14 protein-coding genes are annotated in these 17,332 nt (G+C 64.3%); 11 read left to right on the top strand and 3 right to left on the bottom strand.

What is annotated here, in order from left to right:
* Positions 1-210 precede the first annotated feature (210 nt).
* From GLL_RS05515 to GLL_RS05550, 8 genes are all read left to right on the top strand, one after another.
* The gene (locus GLL_RS05515) at positions 211-1,602 is read left to right on the top strand and encodes a UDP-glucose dehydrogenase family protein (RefSeq protein WP_011141064.1); all 1,392 of its coding nucleotides are present in this window, start codon (positions 211-213) and stop codon (positions 1,600-1,602) included.
* A gap of 48 nt (positions 1,603-1,650) precedes the next feature.
* Positions 1,651-2,862, top strand: a complete 1,212-nt coding sequence (locus GLL_RS05520) for a glycosyltransferase family protein (protein ID WP_164928673.1) — start codon at positions 1,651-1,653, stop codon at positions 2,860-2,862.
* On the top strand, positions 2,862-4,046 hold the full coding sequence (locus tag GLL_RS05525) for a glycosyltransferase family protein (protein WP_011141066.1): 1,185 nt from the start codon (positions 2,862-2,864) through the stop codon (positions 4,044-4,046). The genes GLL_RS05520 and GLL_RS05525 overlap by 1 nt, the downstream gene beginning before the upstream one ends.
* A 66-nt stretch (positions 4,047-4,112) precedes the next feature.
* On the top strand, positions 4,113-5,348 hold the full coding sequence (locus GLL_RS05530; protein WP_164928674.1) for a glycosyltransferase family 4 protein: 1,236 nt from the start codon (positions 4,113-4,115) through the stop codon (positions 5,346-5,348).
* A gap of 23 nt (positions 5,349-5,371) precedes the next feature.
* On the top strand, positions 5,372-6,409 hold the full coding sequence (locus GLL_RS05535) for a glycosyltransferase family 2 protein (RefSeq protein ID WP_164928675.1): 1,038 nt from the start codon (positions 5,372-5,374) through the stop codon (positions 6,407-6,409).
* A 3-nt stretch (positions 6,410-6,412) separates the two neighbouring features.
* Entirely contained in the window at positions 6,413-8,230 is a 1,818-nt protein-coding gene (locus tag GLL_RS05540; RefSeq protein WP_011141069.1) for an ABC transporter ATP-binding protein, read from the top strand.
* Between the two features lie 33 nt (positions 8,231-8,263).
* Positions 8,264-9,310, top strand: coding sequence for an NAD-dependent epimerase (locus GLL_RS05545; RefSeq protein WP_011141070.1), 1,047 nt, complete (start codon positions 8,264-8,266; stop codon positions 9,308-9,310).
* A complete protein-coding gene (locus tag GLL_RS05550) occupies positions 9,274-10,788 on the top strand; it encodes an iron uptake porin (RefSeq protein ID WP_011141071.1) in 1,515 nt (504 codons plus the stop codon). Before GLL_RS05545 ends, GLL_RS05550 begins: the two co-directional genes overlap by 37 nt.
* Before the next feature lie 346 nt (positions 10,789-11,134).
* Here the strand turns inward: GLL_RS05550 and GLL_RS05555 are convergent, their stop codons facing one another.
* From GLL_RS05555 to GLL_RS05565, 3 genes are all read right to left on the bottom strand, one after another.
* Positions 11,135-11,626 carry a host attachment protein gene (locus tag GLL_RS05555; protein WP_011141072.1) on the bottom strand — a complete coding sequence of 164 codons (492 nt, stop codon included), beginning with the start codon at positions 11,624-11,626 and terminating at the stop codon, positions 11,135-11,137.
* Positions 11,627-11,630: 4 nt separating this feature from the next.
* Positions 11,631-11,939: a hypothetical protein gene (locus GLL_RS05560; RefSeq protein WP_011141073.1), complete on the bottom strand. Its 309-nt coding sequence runs from the start codon at positions 11,937-11,939 to the stop codon at positions 11,631-11,633.
* A gap of 76 nt (positions 11,940-12,015) precedes the next feature.
* Positions 12,016-12,186 carry a hypothetical protein gene (locus tag GLL_RS05565; protein WP_011141074.1) on the bottom strand — a complete coding sequence of 57 codons (171 nt, stop codon included), beginning with the start codon at positions 12,184-12,186 and terminating at the stop codon, positions 12,016-12,018.
* A 183-nt stretch (positions 12,187-12,369) separates the two neighbouring features.
* Between GLL_RS05565 and mscL the strand changes: the two genes are divergently transcribed.
* The 3 genes from mscL (at position 12,370) to GLL_RS05580 (ending at position 17,288) form a co-directional block, all read left to right on the top strand.
* Entirely contained in the window at positions 12,370-12,786 is a 417-nt protein-coding gene (mscL, locus tag GLL_RS05570) for a large conductance mechanosensitive channel protein MscL (RefSeq protein ID WP_164928676.1), read from the top strand.
* Between the two features lie 409 nt (positions 12,787-13,195).
* The gene (locus tag GLL_RS05575) at positions 13,196-14,437 is read left to right on the top strand and encodes a bifunctional folylpolyglutamate synthase/dihydrofolate synthase (protein WP_011141076.1); all 1,242 of its coding nucleotides are present in this window, start codon (positions 13,196-13,198) and stop codon (positions 14,435-14,437) included.
* Between the two features lie 79 nt (positions 14,438-14,516).
* Positions 14,517-17,288 (top strand): bifunctional acetate--CoA ligase family protein/GNAT family N-acetyltransferase, encoded by a 2,772-nt coding sequence (locus tag GLL_RS05580; RefSeq protein ID WP_011141077.1) that lies wholly within the window; start codon positions 14,517-14,519, stop codon positions 17,286-17,288.
* The last annotated feature ends 44 nt before the right edge of the window (positions 17,289-17,332 follow it).

The following is a 17,332-nucleotide window of genomic DNA, read 5'->3' on the forward strand; positions in this document are numbered from 1 at the left end:
TTAGGGTTTTTGAGCCGGAGTTGCTCCGTGGGCTGCCGGGTGGGAATGAATAATAATTGCACGCCGGTGTTACCTTCGCTTCACAATCTGCCCAGAGCAATCTAGAGGCTCGCAAGTGCGACGGGCCGACAATCCGGCCGGTCAGATCGTCTTGAGTAGGAGCGGCCGGATTATCAGATTAATTGCCAACAACTGATGAGGGGTTATTTTATGCGCGTCTGCGTTATCGGTACTGGCTATGTTGGTTTGGTTACGGGAGCCTGTCTGGCCCATATCGGCCACGACGTTGTGGGCGTGGACAACAACGCCGCCAAGGTCGCCCAGATGCAAGCGGGAATCTCCCCCATTGTTGAACCGGGCCTCGAAACGATCATGACCGGGGCGATGCAGGCGCAGCGGCTGGCGTTTACGACCGATATCGCCGCCGGGGTGCGCCACGGCGAGGTGATCTTTATTGCCGTCGGCACCCCGGCTCTGCCGAGCGGCGAGAGCGATACACGGGCGGTCGAAGCGGTGGCTAGGGCGATCGGCACCCACCTGGACGGCAACTACAAAGTGATCGTCAACAAGTCGACCGTGCCCATCGGCTCGGGGGACTGGGTGCGGATGCTGGTGAGCGAAAACGCTGCGCCGGATGTCGATTTTGATGTCGTGAGCAACCCCGAATTTCTGCGCGAAGGCTCGGCAGTATTCGATACCTTCAATCCGGATCGCATCGTGCTTGGGGGCAGCGGCAGGCGGGCCGTCGCTTTGATGAAAAAGCTCTATGAACCGATTACCCAACGGCAAGTGGCCGCCGAGGCCGCTTTGCCCCCGGTGCCGGTGGTGGTGACGGACCTGGCCTCTGCCGAGATGATCAAGTACGCGGCGAACGCCTTTTTGGCCACCAAAATCAGCTTCATCAACGAAGTAGCCAATATCTGCGACCGGGTCGGCGCCGATGTGCAGCAGGTGGCCCTGGGCATGGGCCTCGATTCGCGCATCGGCGGCAAATTTTTGCAGGCGGGTCTTGGTTGGGGAGGATCTTGCTTTCCCAAGGATGTCGCAGCCCTGGTGCACACTGCCTGCGACTACGGCTATGAAGCGAAGCTGCTGGCGGCGGCGGTGGCGGTCAACCGCTCCCAGCGCTATCTGGCTATCGAAAAATTGCGCCAATCGCTGGGTATCCTCAAAGGCAAGACGATCGGTCTGTTGGGTCTTACTTTCAAGCCCGATACCGACGATCTGCGCGACGCCCCGGCCTTGGATCTGGCCGCCGAGTGCCGGAGATTGGGGGCTCGGGTGAAAGCCTACGACCCGACCGTCCGCCCGGAGCGTCCGCCCGCGGGCCTCGAAGCGGGTGTGGCCGTCTGCCCCGAGAGCCTCGCAGTCGGTTGCGACGCCCTGGTGCTGGTGACCGAGTGGGCCGAATTTCGTACCCTCGACTACGCCGGCCTGGCCCGGTCGATGGCAAGAGCGCTAATCGTGGACGGGCGCAACTTTCTCGATCCCCAGATTCTCGCAGCGGCGGGCTTTACCTACGTGGGCATCGGCAAACCCGGGGCCAAAGCGGCGCCGGCCGCCCCCGAAAAAGCGGCGCCGGTGCTCGCCATCGCCGGCTGACCTTTCGCATCCACACTCACACAAGGACCTGCGGCGATGAGAATTACCGTGTATTCTCACGATTCCTACGGCCTCGGCAATGTGCGCAGGATGATCGCCATTTGCGAACACTTGCTTGCCACGACCGAAGATCTGTCCATCTTGCTCATCTCCGGCTCGCCGATGCTGCACAGCTTCCGGCTCCCTGAGGGCCTCGACTACATCAAGCTGCCCTGCCTCAACCGCGGCCAGACCGGACGGCCCACCGCCAAGTACCTCAAGACCGGCCTCGCTGAAACCGTGCGCCTGCGCTCGGAGCTGATCTTGCAGGCGGTGGCCCACTTTCACCCGGACGTGCTGCTGGTCGACAAGAACCCCCGCGGCCTGGAGGGCGAACTGGAGGATACGCTTTACTACGTCGAGCAGATGCTGCCGCCGACGCGCTGCGTGCTGCTGTTGCGCGACATTCTCGACCGCCCGGAAGCGACGATCGCCCTGTGGCAGAAGCAGGGCTTTCATAAGACGATCGAGAAATTCTACGCATCGATTCTGGTGGCGGGTATGCCCCAGGTGTTCGATCTGGTGCGCGAGTATCAACTTCCCCAGGCGACTGCCCGCAAAGTGCACTACTGCGGCTACATCGCCAAGCCCGCCGGGGTGCAGTCGATCGCCCAAATCCGCACCGGTCTCGGTATCGCAGCGGACCGGCCGCTGGTGCTGGTCACCCCGGGTGGAGGTGAGGACGGCTTTCAGCTGGTCGAGCGGTATCTGGCGGACCTCGAACGCTCGCCAGACGGGGCTTTTCACAGTCTGGTGATCCTCGGGCCGGAGATGCCCGCCGAGCGCCGCCGGGACTGCTTTGCCGCCGCGACGCGCCTGCCGCACCTGCACATGCTCGAATTTACCGACGATCTGACCAGTTGTATAGCCGCCGCGGACGCGGTGGTCTCCATGGGCGGCTACAACACCATCTGCGAAATCCTTACCCTCGGTAAGCGGGCGGTGGTGGTTCCGCGCGTGCGGCCGGTCGAAGAACAGTGGATCCGCTCCTCGCGGCTCGAACACATGGGGCTGCTCACCGCCCTTCACCCCGACCGCATCCAGGCGGGCGAATTGTACACAGCCGTGCAGAGCGCCCTCGCTCAGCCTGTCCGTCCTCCCTGCGCGCGCTTTGATCTCAACGCCCTGGGCCGCATCACCCACCACCTGCTTCCCGGCGGCGAAACGCCCGTCCCACCCGCTTACGTTCCGGCTCTGCCGCCTCTGGAGGTCGCCAGCTGATGAAAAAGAAGCTTCTTTTTTACTGCCAGCACATTTTGGGCATGGGCCATCTGGTCCGCAGCATGGAAATTGTCCGCGGCCTGGCGGACGATTTTCAGGTGTGCTTCATCAACGGCGGCGAGCAGGTGCCGGGCTTCGAGGTACCGGCGGGGATCGAAGTGATCAACCTGCCCGCCATCAAGACCGACGCCGCCTTTCGCACCCTGACTGTCGTCGGTCAGGCGGACGATCTCGAAGCCGTCCAGGCGGCCCGCCGCGACCGGTTGCTCGCGATCTTGCACCGGTTTGCTCCCGACGCGCTTGTGATCGAGCTGTTTCCCTTCGGCCGGCGCCGGTTTTCCTTTGAACTGGTGCCGCTATTGGAAGCCGCCCGCGCCGGGGGTCGGACCAAAGTGATCTGCAGCCTGCGCGACATCGTGGTCACCAAGCAGGACCAGGCCAAGCACGAACAAAAAGTCTGCCAACTGATGAACCGCTATTTCGACTTGCTGCTGGTGCACGGCGACCCGCGCTTCCAGCCGTTGGAGGAGACTTTTTCGCGGGTGGCGGATCTGACTTGCCCGGTGCACTACACCGGCTACGTCGTCCAGCAGCCGCCCCCGGCCCCGCCCGCAGCCCTGCCCGCCGGGCCGCTCATCGTCACGAGCATCGGCGGCGGCCGCTTCGGCCACGAACTGATCGCATCGACCATCGGCGCTTCCGGGATCCTCCAGGACCGGCTGCCGCACCGCTTCGCCATCTTCTGCGGACCGTTTATGCCCGAGGAGACCTTCGAGCGCTTCCGAGCGCTGGCCACTTCCTTGCCGCGCACCACCGTCGAGCGCTACACGCCCCATCTACTCAGTTACCTGCAAAAAGCCGACCTGTCGATCAGCATGTCCGGCTACAACACGACGATGAACGTGCTGACTACCGGCGTGCGGGCGATGCTGCTCGCTTTTACCGGCAACGACGATCTCGAGCAAACGATCCGCTCCCAAAAACTCGAAGACCTGGGCGTCGTCGCCCGCATCCACCCGGAGGAGCTGCTGCCGGAGCGCTTCGCCCGCAAAATCCTCGCCTGCCTGGAGCGCGAGCCCACGACTTTTCATTTCGACCTCGACGGCGTGGCGCGCACGGCAGGACACCTCCGCGCCCTGCTTGCCCCCGCCCTGCCCACCGCCGCCGTCGGCCATTGCCGTTGATCCCGGGGCAGGGTTGCACCGCACCCCACTACCATCACCAACCGCTACCGAGGTGTGAGAGCCGCCATGAGCCTGAAAGTCTGCATCGCAACCCTTGAATTTCCCCCCGATGTCGGGGGGGTCGGCGAATCGGTCCACCGCATCGCCCACTTCCTGCGGGATCTGGGCTACGAAGTGCACATCGCCGTCTTTCGCTCGGAACCTAAGGCTGTGCTAAGCCAGGGTCCGCGCCGCGCCCAGTGCCTCACCACCGAGCAGGACGGCCTGAGCGTCCACCGCCTCAAACCGCCCATCCGCTCCGCCGATGCCTCCAAACAGGAGATGCTGAGCGATCTGTACTTTCAGCTGTGCGCCCTGCACCGGCGCTACAGCTTCGATGTGCTGCACGCCTTTTTCTTGAGCGAGACAGGCTATCTGTTCACCCTGCTCGGCCGCGAATACGGCGTGCCGGTGATCAACAGCATCCGCGGCTCGGACATCCACAAGCACATGTTCAGCCCGCTACTGCACGCCCAGATGGTCTGGACCCTCGAAAATTCCGCCTGGGTGACCTTTGTCAGCCGCGACCTGCAAAGCCGGGCAGCGCTCTTTGCCCCGGCCATCCGCGACAAATCGTCGGCTTTCTGGAATTCGATCGACCCGGTGCGCTTTGAGCATGTCGGGGATCCCCCCGTCCCTCCCCTGAGCGGCACCGTCATTGGCTCGGTCGGCCGCTTCCGCGACAAAAAAGGGATCGAATTTCTGCTGGATGCCTGCGGCCGCCTGCTGGCCGAATCGCTCGACGTTACCCTGCTGCTGGTGGGAGACTTCGTGCCCAAAGAAGCCGCCTACTGGCAATTGGAAGTCGAAAATGCCGGCCTGGGCGACCGGCTGGTGGTAACGGGACTATTGCCCCGCGAGCAGGCGCTCGCCTGCTACGCCCTCCTCGATATCTTCGTCATCCCTTCGCTGCACGACGGCTGCCCGAACGCCCTACTGGAGGCGATGACGGCGGGCCGGGCGATCGTGGGCACCCGCGCGGACGCCATCGGCGAAATTCTGGATCACGAGCGCGACGCGCTTTTGGTTCCCCCCTGCGACAGCGAAGCCCTCGCAGCCGCCCTGGGCCGCCTCGTCGCTTCGCCGGATCTGCGCCGCCAACTGGGAGAAGCCGCCCGCTACAAAGTCAGCGAATGGCTCGCCCCCTGGATCGAACAGCAGCACTGGAGCGAAATCTACCGGCACGTCCTCCAGCAGACCGATGCCGCCGCCCATAGCCTGCCTGCCACCGCCGTCGAACTGCCCCTGGCGGCTGACCACTAGCAATGCACTTTGGGATATTTACCATGCGCAAGCCAACTGTCTGTCTTATCGTCTCGCCGCGCGAGCGCTTCAGCTACACGCGCGAGTCGCTCGAAAGCCTCTATACCCACACGGACTACCCTTTCAAGCTCGTCTACGTCGACGGCGGCTCCCCCGAGCCGGTGCAGCGCTACTTGCAACAGCAAGCCGCCCTTCGTGGGTTTGAACTGATTCGCACCGCACACTACCTGGCCCCCAACCAGGCGCGCAACCTGGGCCTGGCCCGCTGCGGCGACAGCGATTACGTCGTATTTGTCGATAACGACATTCAGGTCACCCCGGGCTGGCTGGAGCGGCTGGTCGACTGCGCCGAGACCACCGGTGCCGCCGTGGTCGGTCCGCTCGTCTGCATCGGCACTCCCGGCGAGGAGCGCGTGCACCTGGCGGGCGGCGAAGCGCGCATCCTCCAGCAAACCGGTGAAGACGGCCGCGACGAGCGCCGCATCCACGAAAAGCACTACTTCGTCAACCGGCCCCTCGCCGAGGTGCTGGGCAAGACCGCCCGTCGCCCCTGCGAATTTGCCGAATTTCACTGCGTGCTGGTGCGCGCCTCGCTGATGGGCCGCCTCGGTCCCCTCGACGAAAAGTTACTCAGCACCCGCGAGCACATCGATTTTTGTCTGACGGTGCAGCAGGCGGGGGGCAGCATCTGGGTGGAGCCCGACTCGGTGGTGACCTACGTGCCGGGACCGCCCTTCGACTGGTCGGATCTGTCCTACTTCCTGCTGCGCTGGAGCGACGCCTGGGAACTGGCGAGCCTCAAGCATTTTCGCAAGAAGTGGGGCCTGGCTAAGGACAAGTACTTTCAAAAGCGCCTCGACCGCCTCGGCCACCGGCGCCACCAGGCGTTCTTGCGCCCGCTGGTGCGCGCCCTGAGCCTCGGCGGCGAGTACGACGCCGAACTGGAGGCGATGCTCTCTGAGATGGAGAAGCAGCTCAACCGCTACCTCACCGACCGCCTGGGTGCGTCCGCTACTGTACCACCCGCGCCGGTACCGACTGCCGCTGCGGCCCAGGAGTAAGCCATGCACCTGCGCGTTCCCAAGCTGAACCTGCCGGGTTTTGGCCGCATCCTGCGCTGCTTCTGGCCTGAGATCCGCAAGCAAAAACTGCTGCTTGCCGGGTCGTTTAGTGCCCTGATCGCCGAGACCGCCCTGCGGCTGTTGGAACCGTGGCCGCTGAAGTACATCTTCGACACGGTGATCCTGCCCCAATCGGGTGCTGTGCTCCCGGCTCCCCTGGCCGGGGCCGAACCGACGGTGGTGCTCACCGCCCTTGCCCTCGGCCTGGTGGCGATCGCCGCCCTCCGGGCCGGGGCTGCCTACCTGGCGGTGGTCGGCATGTCGCTGGTGGCCACCCAGGTGATGAGCGAGGTGCGCGCCCGGCTCTACAGCCAGATCCAGCGCCTCTCCCTCGCTTTTCATAGCCGCCACAAAAGCGGAGATCTGATCGCCCGGGTCACCAGCGACACCGAACGGCTGCGGGAGGTGACCGTCACCGCGGCACTGCCTTTGCTCACCAACTTTCTGACCCTCTTCGGGATGCTCGCGGTGATGTTCTGGCTCAACTTCGAGCTGGCCCTGCTCGCCGCCGCCATCTTGCCGGTGTTTTTAGTCTCGACGGTGCGCCTCACCGGCCGCATCCACAAAGTCGCCCGTACCCAGCGCCGCCGCGAAGGGGCGATGGCCGCGAGCGCCGCCGAGTCGATCGGCGCCATCAAGGTGGTGCAGGCCCTCTCGCTGCAGGGGCTGTTGGAGCGCTCCTTCAAACGCGACAACCTCAAAAGTCTCAAAGAGGGCGAGCGCGCCCAGCAACTGGCGGCGGGGCTGGAGCGCACCGTCGAACTGTTGGTCGGGGCGGCCATCGCCCTGGTGCTCTGGCGCGGAGCGCAACTGGTGCTGGAGCGCGCCCTCACCCCCGGCGATCTGCTGGTTTTTGTCACCTACTTGAAGACGGCCTTCAAGCCGATGCGCTACCTGGCCAAGTACACCGGTCAGATCGCCAAGGCCACCGCCTCCGGCGAGCGGGTGGTCGAAGTGATCGACAGCGTCCCGGACGTCCGGGATCTGCCGGGGGCCGTCGAAGCCCCGCCCCTTACCGGGGCGATCCGCTTCGAGGGGGTGAGCTTCGGCTACCAGCCGGGCAGTCCAATCCTCGAAGATCTCGATTTCACGATCGCCCCGGGTGAACGCATCGCCCTGGTCGGTCCCTCCGGCGGCGGCAAATCGACCCTGGCAAGCCTGATCTTGCGCCTCTACGACCCGAGCGCCGGACGGGTGCTCATCGACGGACACGACGCGCGCAGCTACAAGCTCGATTCGTTGCGCCGCCAGGTGAGCATCGTCCTGCAGGAGAGCGTGCTCTTCGCGGTGAGCGTGCGCGACAACATCGCCTACGGCGCCCCCGGCACCACCGGCGTGGAGGTCGAAGCGGCCGCCCGCCTCGCCAACGCCCACAGCTTCATCGAAGCGCTTCCCCAGGGCTACGACACGATCCTGGGCGAGCGGGGCGCCAGCCTCTCCGGCGGCCAGCGCCAGCGCATCGCCATCGCCCGCGCCGCCGTGCGCCGCTCACCCATCGTCGTGCTCGACGAACCGACCGTCGGCCTGGACGGTGCCAGCGAGCAGGCGGTCAACGAAGCGCTCGAACGCCTCACCCAAGGCCGCACGACCATTCTGATCTCCCACGACCTGCAGGCAGCCTGCAGCGCCGAACGGATTTTCTTTATCGAAGCGGGCCGGCTCGTCGAGCAGGGCAGCCACACAGAACTGTTGCGCGCGGGCGGGCGCTACGCCGCCCTCTACCGGTGTCAGGTGCCGGCCGCCGCCTCGGGCAAGCCCTGACACCATCCACACCTACATCCAGCGAGTCAAGCCATGAAAGTCTTAATCACCGGGGTAGCCGGCTTCATCGGCTACCACCTGGCGGCGCGTCTGCTCCAGGAAGGCAGCAAAGTCTACGGCATCGACAACCTCAACAGCTATTACGACGTGCGCCTCAAAGAAGCGCGGCTCGCGCGGCTGGTGCCGCACCCGCAATTTACCTTCCGGCACCTCGATATCGCCCGCCGCCCGGCCATGTTCGAACTATTTGAAAGCGAATCGTTCGACTGTGTCGTCCACCTGGCGGCCCAGGCAGGCGTGCGCTATTCGCTCAAAAATCCCTTCGCCTACGTCGACAGCAACCTGAGCGGCTTCGTCAACCTGCTGGAGTGCTGCCGCACCAGCGGCATCGGGCATCTGGTCTACGCCTCCTCCAGTTCGGTCTACGGCGCCAACACCAAAGCACCCTTCTCGGTGAGCGACAACGTCGATCACCCGGTCTCGCTCTACGCCGCCACCAAAAAAGCGAACGAGTTGATGGCCCACGCCTACAGCCACCTGTACGCCCTGCCGACCACGGGCCTGCGCTTTTTTACCGTCTACGGCCCCTGGGGACGGCCGGACATGGCCTATTTCAAGTTCGTCCAGGCCATCGAAGCAGGCAAGCCCATCGACGTCTACAACCACGGCCACATGCAGCGCGACTTCACCTATATCGACGACATCGTCGAGGGCATCGTCCGCCTCCTCCCCCGCGTTCCCACCCATGCAGGAGCTGCCCCCTACCGCATCTACAACATCGGCAACCACCAGCCGGTGAGTCTGATTGAATTTATCGAAGTCATCGAGCAGGCCCTGGGCAAGCGGGCCGTGAAAAACCTGCTGCCGATGCAACCTGGCGATGTGCCCGCCACCTGCGCCGATGTGGACGACCTGATGCGCGAAGTCGGCTTCAAACCGAGCACCCCACTCACCGTCGGCATCGAGCGCTTCGTCTGCTGGTACCGCGATTACCTGAGTGCCGCTTCGCCCGTTGTGCGCACCACCACCACCGTCCGCCCGCGATGGCCCGCCGTAGCGCCCGTCGAAGTCGCGGGTTAGCCGCCCTGCTCGCCTCGCTGTTGCTCGGGGCGGAGCCACTGACAGCTGAGCCGGACCCTGCCGTCTCGCAGCTGGCGGATGTGCGCTCAGGCGAGTGGGCCGAGCGCACGCTTACGAGCCTGGAGCGGCAGCTGGGTCTGCCGGACCCTGCCCGTCCGCATGCACAGCTCATCTCGCGCGCCGAATTTGCCGTTCGCCTCGGTCGGGTGCTCGCGGCCGTCGAAAAATCGGCGCAACAGGCGAATGCGCTGGATGCCGAACAATTCGACGCCCTGCGGCGGCTGCAACTGGAGTTTCTTCCCGAGCGCGAAGGGCTCACCGCCCGCCTCGAAAACCTCGAAAAGCGCCTGGACCGGGCCAGGTACGCCCCGTTTGACAGCAAAACCACCATGAGCGGCCAGGTGATCTTCGGCCTGAGCACCCTCAGCAACACGCTCGACGACGACGAGGGGGACAGCACCGCCGTGCGCTTTAGCGGCCGGGCGCGCCTCACCTTCGACACGACCTTCGGCCGCAACGACCGCCTGCGGGTGCGGCTGCAGGCAGGCGACTTTCCCAACTACGGTTCGCTTGCCGGCACCGACATGGCCCGTCTCGGGGTAGGGGGCAACACCAACCGGGTCTTCAACGTCGCCCGCCTGGAGTACCGCTTCGACCTCGCCAAAAATCTGCGCGTCTACATCGGAGCCCTGGGGGGCCGCCTCGACGACTTCACCGACGCACTCCATCCGCTGGTGGGCAGCACCGGCAGCGGTGCCATTTCGCGCTTCGGCCAGCGCAACGCCATTTACCGACTCATCAGCGGCACCGGCGTGGGCGTGCGCTGGGAGGCCACCAAGACCCTCACCCTCTCGGCGGGTTTCGTGGCCGACTTCGGCTCCCTGGCCGAGGACGACGATCTCGACGATGTCAGGCAGACCGACCGCTTCCTGCCCACCGGGATACTCGCGCAATTGAATTTCCAGCCGAGCAAGACCACAGGGATTGGCTTGAGCTATATCCGCACCTTCAACGCCACCGACACCGGCACCGGCAGCGACCTGGCCAACGACCCCTTCGACGGCGACAGCAAGCGCACCTTCGCCGATTCCTACGGCCTGCAGGGGTTCTGGAAGATTTCCCCAGGCTTTCAAATCGGCGGCTGGTTCGGCCTCACCGAGGCGCGCGCCGAAGATCTGCCCGGCCGTCCAGGATCCAGCATCGTCAACTACGCACTCTCCTTTGCCTTTGCAGATCTAGCAGGCAAGGGCAACCTGGGCGGCCTGGTAATCGGCCAACCGCCCCGCGTCACGCGTAGCGACCTGGGAAACAAATTCCAGGACCCGGACGGGGCGGTGCATCTAGAAATTTTCTACCGCATCCGCCTCACCGACCGCATCTCGATCACCCCTGGCTTACTCACAATCTTCAACCCCGAAAACAACCGAAACAACCCAACAGTGCAGGTCGGCACCCTGCGCGCAACGTTCGATTTTTAGAGTAGGTGCCAGGGAAAAACCGTTTCCTGTCCAATTTTGCACAGCGTTTGCCTGAGCCGCCCCACACCCCAATGCCTTTGCAGCCCAACGGCGAGCCAGCCCCATCGCCGCAGTCGACACGCGTCGTGCACGCACTGGAAGAATAAGCCCAGCCCACCCGCCAATTCTCGTTCCCAACCATGCCGCTAAGTCCGGGGGGTGTCGGGGGGCCGGCAGCCCCTCGACGCGGGGAGGAGGAGAGCGCGAGAGGGGAACCCGAAGGGGGTTCCACCTCTCGCACCCACAGATCCTCGTGCAAAACCAACCGCCAGGCTGAAAACTATCATCTGGGCAACTTCAAACTGCTCTATGGCCGCCGGTGCGCCGGCAACAAATTTTCCCCGGCCAGATGCGCCTGCAACTCAGCCGCCCTCAGTTTGCAGAGATCCTTTGCCAACTCCTCCAGGCGCACCTGAGCGCCCAGCAGCGGAGCGAGCGCCTCGCGGACAAACCCGAGCATCCGCCGCTCCGCCACCAGCACCACCTGGCGCGCCTGACACCGATCGGCGCGGTGGGCGGCCTCCTGGGCGGCCAACCTAGCAAAGCGCCGCTCAAACTCCTCCGCGTGGTTTTCGCGGTGATCGTCGTAGGCGTGGGCAGGACCAGCCCCTGGTCCACGGTTGCGCCCCGTCTTGGTCTCAGACCACAGCTGCCGCCCGGCGGCCTCGCGCTCGGCGTTGATGAGCGTCTCCCCTTCGACAAGCGTCGGCCCAGGCTCCCACTCGGGAAATTCCGGCCGCTCCAGGGCCAAAAAACGGGCGCGCGCCGCGTCGATCGCCAGTACCAGGATATCGTTCATGTCATTACAGCATGCGGATATTCGGATGGCCCACTTCCTCGACGTACTCGCTCAATACTTGCCTGAGAAAGTCGGCGCCCGCCGGGGTAATCAGACCGAGGTGGGCAGGTTTCGGCTCGCTGAGGCGCGACTTGAAAACATGGAACAACCCCTCGCGGGGGCCGACCTTCACCCAGACTTGATCGCCCAGACCGGGGTAGAGCACCGTGCAGCGGCTCTCATCGCGGGGGATCACCCTCAAAATCGGATCGACCGCGCGGGCAATGCGCCCCACGGACGCCAGAAATGCTTCGGTGTCAATTTTGCCTGTCATACGCCGAGCCTCCCTGTCTGTAGCCAATTTCAAAGTAAGCAAAAAAGGTGAAAAACCTGGGAAACAGCCACCGCGCTTATTCGAGCAGTTTGGTGATCCCATCCAGGGCGATTTCGCGGCCGGTGCCCGCAAACGGGTGCTCCGGCGGCAAAAACAGCAGACAGTGTTGGGTACTTAGTAGCGCAGAATACGCTACCGGCGGAATCTGGAGCCGGGGCGCAAAAAATCTTTGAAAATGCCCCAGCATTCAGACGCAGAGTAAACGGCCTCAACTGAAATTTTCGGGAAGCTTGCCGACTGTCCCCGGATGGGCGACGTATACTCACCCACAGGCGATACAGCTCGGTAAAGCAACGCTTCCATACAAGAAAAGCAGCCGACTTTCTGAGATTATTCACGTATGTTTATCTCGACCATTGGAGGTTCCAAGATGCTGGACGGATTCAAACAATTTTTGCTGCGGGGGAATGTCGTCGACTTGGCCGTGGGCGTGGTCATCGGTGCCGCCTTCGGAAAGATCGTCGAAACCCTGGTTTCAGGATTCATCACCCCGCTGATTGCCGCCATCGGCGGCCAGCCGGATTTCTCGGGTCTCTACTTCACGATCAACAACAGCAAGTTCATGTACGGCCAGTTCATCAACGCGATCATCTCGTTTTTGATCATCGCGGCGGTGGTCTACTTTTTGATCGTGCTGCCGCTCAACGCCCTGATTGCGCGGGCGCACAAGGAACCGTCCCCCGACCCGACCACCAAGAAATGTCCCGAATGCACCAGCGAAATTGCGATCGATGCGCGCCGCTGCCCTTTTTGTACTTCGGTGCTGGTGGGTTCGCCGACGAAGTGAGCCGCAGCATTCCCGAATTTTTTACCGTCAGCCGGCAACTATGGAGCTGTCTCCCGTCCGCGATCAAAAAAGAAAACGTCGCGCGCCGAGCCGATCGGGTACTTCCACTTTTGGGTTCTCCGGTTCTTTGGTCTTGCACGACAGTCTGTGGAGCGAGAGGCGGAACCCCCTTCGGGTTCCCCTCTCGCGCTCTCCCCCTCCCCGCGTCGAGGGGCTGCCGGCCCCCCGACACCCCCCGGACTTCAAGGCACGGCTGGGAACGAGACTCTGTGGGTGGGCTGGGCTTATTCTTTTAGGGCCTGCACGACGCGTGTCGACTGCGGCGATGGGGCTGGCTCGCCACTGAGCTGCAGGAGTGTCCAGTGCGTCACAATAGTCCAAATAATGTAGATATCTACTACCCAAACCAATGACGGCTGGAGGTTATCTCGATCACCTGCAAAAATTTGGCGTTCACCTGGGCTTGGAGCGCATCCAGGCGCTGCTTAAGCGCCTGGGGGAGCCGCAGGTTGCCTTCCAAGCCGTGCATGTGGCGGGGACCAATGGTAAAGGCTCGGTCTGCGCTTATCTGAGCCATATTTTGCAGACGGCCGGGTATCGGACGGGGCGCTACACTTCACCCCATTTGCTCGACTGGAACGAGCGCATCTGGATTGACGGTGCTTTTATCTCGGATGGGGCTTTGCAGGCGTGCCTGGCAAAAGTGAAAGCCTCCGCCGAGCATTTGCCGAAAAGTTTGGGGGAGCCTACCCAGTTCGAGATTGTCACGGCCGCTGCGTTCTTGCACTTTGCCCAATCTGCCGTCGAAGTGGCGGTAGTCGAGGTCGGACTGGGCGGACGACTCGACGCCACCAACGTCTTCGAGCAGCCGCCGGCGAGCGTGATCACCGGTATCGGCCTGGATCACTGCGACCAACTCGGCTCCACGCTGGCGGCCATCGCCGCCGAAAAAGCCGGGATTTTGCGGTCCGGCTGCCCCCTGGTCTGCGCGCCGCTGGCCCCGGAAGCGATGCAGGTGGTCACTGAAAAGGCACTGGCGTTGGGCGTTGTGATCACCTTGGCCGAGCCTGCCCACGAGGTCGCCCCGGGTGAGGCGCAGTGGCAAGGATTTCGTTACCGGCTCCCCCTCGCAGGTGGGGTACAGCTGCAAAACAGCGCCACCGCCCTCGCCACCTGCCAAGTGCTCCGGGAGCGGGGACTGCCCATTGATGAAACAGCGATCCGCACCGGCCTCGAAAACACCGTTTGGCCGGGACGCTACCAGTGGCTTGGCGAACGGTTGCTGCTCGACGGTGCCCACAACGAAGACAGTGCCGTGTACCTGCGCCGCTATCTGGATACCCTCCACCCCAAAGAATCCATCCGCTGGATCGTGGGCATTCTCGAAAGCAAGGACGCGCGAGCCGTCTTAAAAGCTTTGCTCCGTCCGGGCGACGCTTTTGTAGCCGTCCCCGTTCCCGACGCCCGCTCCCATCCGCCCGAGAGGCTGGCCTCCATGGCGCAGACCATGGGCATACACTCCATCGCAAGCGCCTCCGGTTTTTCTGAAGCCCTTCAGCTTAGCGATACAGAGCAGTTGACGGTGATCGCCGGCTCTTTGTACCTGGCGGGGGCGGTGCTGCGGGACTGGCCGCGCCTCCAAAAGCAATGAAGCGATTCGTGGCCGCTGCGGCTGGAAGACCTTCGGGACCAACCGATAGCATGGGAAAGATTTTCTCAGGTGCTCCAGGATGCTCACCGCCGATCCGGCCCAGGACGTTTTGCGCTCGATGCGCCGACCGTTGGATCTCATCTTTGCTCCCAAAAGTGTGGCGGTAATTGGCGCCACCGACCGGCCGGGCAGCGTCGGCCGCACGATCCTCGCCAATTTGTTGAGCAATCCCTTCGGCGGCACGGTCTTTCCGGTCAACCCCAAGCGGCCCGCCGTGCTGGGTGTCAAAGCCTACCCGACCATTGCCGCGGTCGGTGAGCGGGTGGAACTGGCCATCGTCGTCACCCCGGCCGCCACGGTGCCGGGGGTGATCCGCGCATGCGCCGAGGCGGGAGTGCCGGGGGCGATTGTCATTTCCGCCGGATTTCGGGAGACGGGGGAGGCGGGGGCCGAACTGGAGCGGCAGGTGCTTGCCGAGGCGCGCAAGGGCGGGATGCGGATTGTCGGTCCCAACTGCCTGGGGGTGATGAACCCGCATTTGGGCTTCAACGGCACGTTTGCCGGTGCCATGGCCAACCCCGGCAACCTCGCGTTTCTCAGCCAGAGCGGTGCTCTTTGCACGTCGATTCTCGACTGGAGCTTTCGCGAGCACGTCGGCTTCAGCGCCTTCGTCTCGATGGGCTCGATGCTCGATGTGGGCTGGGGCGACTGGATTTACTATCTCGGGGATGACCCCCGCACCGAGAGCATCGTCATCTACATGGAATCGATCGGCGACGCGCGCTCGTTTTTGTCGGCGGCGCGGGAGGTGGCCTACACCAAGCCGATCATCGTCATCAAGGCGGGCCGGACTGCGGCGGCGGCCCAGGCCGCCACCAGCCACACGGGTGCCCTCACCGGCAGCGACGAGGTGCTGGATGCCGCCTTCCGGCGCACGGGCGTTCTGCGGGTGGCGAGCATCTCGGAGCTGTTCAATATGGCCGAAGTGCTCGCCAAACAGCCGCGTCCGCGGGGGCGCCGGCTCACCATCCTCACCAACGCGGGCGGGCCGGGGGTGCTCGCCACCGACGCCCTCGTCGGCGCGGGGGGCGAACTGGCGGCACTGTCGCCCGAGACCGTCGCCGAACTGGACAAACTGCTGCCCGACCACTGGAGCCACGGCAATCCGATCGACATTTTGGGCGACGCCGAACCCGAGCGTTACACCCAGGCGCTCGCCGCCGCCGCCCGCGATCCGGGTAGCGACGGGCTTTTGGTGATCCTCACCCCCCAGGCGATGAGCCAACCCACCGAGACCGCCCGTCAACTGGTCGAATGCGCCCGTGAACTGCACCACAAGCCGATTTTGGCCAGTTGGATGGGAGGAGCGGAAGTGGCGGCGGGAGAAGCGTTGCTCAACCGCGCGGGCGTTCCCACCTACACCTATCCAGATACCGCCGCGCGCATCTTCAACTACATGGGGCTCTACAGCTACAACCTGCGCGACATCTACGAGACGCCCTCCGCCACAGAAGCGGACACAGGCATCGAGCGGGCCGCCGCCGAAGGGATACTCACCGCCGCCCGGCAAGCGGGCAGGACGCTGCTCACCGAATTCGAGGCCAAAGCGCTGCTGGCTGCCTACGGCATCCCGACGGTCGAGACGCGCGTAGCAGCGGACGAAGAGGCGGCCGTCGCCGCCGCGGGGGCGATCGGCTACCCGGTGGTTGTAAAGCTGCACTCCGAGACGATTACCCACAAAACCGACGTGCAGGGGGTGCACCTGAACCTGGGGGACGCAGAGGCCGTGCGCGCCGCCTACCGCGCCGTCGCCGGGGCGGTGGAAGTGCAGGAACGGGCGGGCAAACTCCAACCCTCCCCGCAGAAACCCCATTTTCTGGGGGTGAGCGTGCAGCCGATGGTTCGCCTCGACGGCTACGAACTGATCCTGGGCAGCAGCATCGACGCCCAATTCGGGCCGGTGCTGCTCTTCGGCACCGGCGGACAACTGGTCGAAGTCTTCAAAGACCGCGCCCTCGGTCTGCCACCCCTCAACACCACCCTGGCACGGCGGATGATGGAGCAGACGCGGATCTATGGGGCGCTGCTGGGGGTGCGCGGCCGGGGGCCCGTGGATCTCGCCGCCCTGGAGCGGCTCCTGGTGCGCTTCAGCCAACTGGTCACCGAGCAGCCGCGCATCCGCGAAATCGATATCAATCCATTACTGGCCCGACCCGGCGACAGCGACGCCCCGACGCTGATTGCCCTCGACGCCCGCGTCGTGCTGCACCCGGAAACGATTCCCGACGGCGATCTGCCCCGGCCCGCCATCCGGCCCTACCCCCTCCAGTACCGCACCCCCTGGACCTTGCGCGACGGGACCGAAGTGCTCATCGAACCGATCCGGCCGGAGGACGAACCGCTCGCGGTGCACTTCCACGAGAGCCTCTCGACTGAAAGCGTCTACCAGCGCTACTTCCAGATTCTCAAGCTCAGCCGCCGCGTCGCCCACGAACGCCTCGCCCGGCTTTGCTTTATCGATTACGACCGGGAGATGGCCCTGGTGGCCAAAATTCACGACCCCAAAAGCGGGCGGGCGCAGATCGTCGCCGTGGGGCGGCTCAGCAAAATCCCCGGCACCACCCGGGCGGAATTTTCGATGATGGTCAGCGACCGGCTCCACGGCCAGGGACTGGGCACCGAAATGCTCAAACGGCTCATCGCCGTGGCCCGCGACGAAAACCTCGGCGCCATCCGCGCCGAAATCTTGACCACCAACCTGGTGATGCAGCGCATTTGCACCCGACTCGGATTTGAACTGGTCGAACGGCCGGGCGACCCCGTCCAGCTCGCCGTGCTCGAACTAACCTGAGGCTATTAATTACTTAGTTGACAGGTCCACGGAGCGGGCGGTAG

It is taken from the genome of Gloeobacter violaceus PCC 7421 (assembly GCF_000011385.1).
GTDB lineage: Bacteria > Cyanobacteriota > Cyanobacteriia > Gloeobacterales > Gloeobacteraceae > Gloeobacter > Gloeobacter violaceus.

Excerpts from the sequence above, each read along its gene's own strand:
- GLL_RS05535 (WP_164928675.1), top strand. The coding sequence starts at position 5,372 with ATGCGCAAGCCAACTGTCTGTCTTATCGTCTCGCCGCGCGAGCGCTTC.
- GLL_RS05515 (WP_011141064.1), top strand. The coding sequence starts at position 211 with ATGCGCGTCTGCGTTATCGGTACTGGCTATGTTGGTTTGGTTACGGGA.
- GLL_RS05555 (WP_011141072.1), bottom strand. The coding sequence starts at position 11,626 with ATGAACGATATCCTGGTACTGGCGATCGACGCGGCGCGCGCCCGTTTT.
- mscL (WP_164928676.1), top strand. The coding sequence starts at position 12,370 with ATGCTGGACGGATTCAAACAATTTTTGCTGCGGGGGAATGTCGTCGAC.
- GLL_RS05565 (WP_011141074.1), bottom strand. The coding sequence starts at position 12,186 with ATGCTGGGGCATTTTCAAAGATTTTTTGCGCCCCGGCTCCAGATTCCG.
- GLL_RS05545 (WP_011141070.1), top strand. The coding sequence starts at position 8,264 with ATGAAAGTCTTAATCACCGGGGTAGCCGGCTTCATCGGCTACCACCTG.
- GLL_RS05540 (WP_011141069.1), top strand. The coding sequence starts at position 6,413 with ATGCACCTGCGCGTTCCCAAGCTGAACCTGCCGGGTTTTGGCCGCATC.
- GLL_RS05525 (WP_011141066.1), top strand. The coding sequence starts at position 2,862 with ATGAAAAAGAAGCTTCTTTTTTACTGCCAGCACATTTTGGGCATGGGC.
- GLL_RS05560 (WP_011141073.1), bottom strand. The coding sequence starts at position 11,939 with ATGACAGGCAAAATTGACACCGAAGCATTTCTGGCGTCCGTGGGGCGC.
- GLL_RS05575 (WP_011141076.1), top strand. The coding sequence starts at position 13,196 with ATGACGGCTGGAGGTTATCTCGATCACCTGCAAAAATTTGGCGTTCAC.
- GLL_RS05580 (WP_011141077.1), top strand. The coding sequence starts at position 14,517 with ATGCTCACCGCCGATCCGGCCCAGGACGTTTTGCGCTCGATGCGCCGA.
- GLL_RS05530 (WP_164928674.1), top strand. The coding sequence starts at position 4,113 with ATGAGCCTGAAAGTCTGCATCGCAACCCTTGAATTTCCCCCCGATGTC.
- GLL_RS05550 (WP_011141071.1), top strand. The coding sequence starts at position 9,274 with ATGGCCCGCCGTAGCGCCCGTCGAAGTCGCGGGTTAGCCGCCCTGCTC.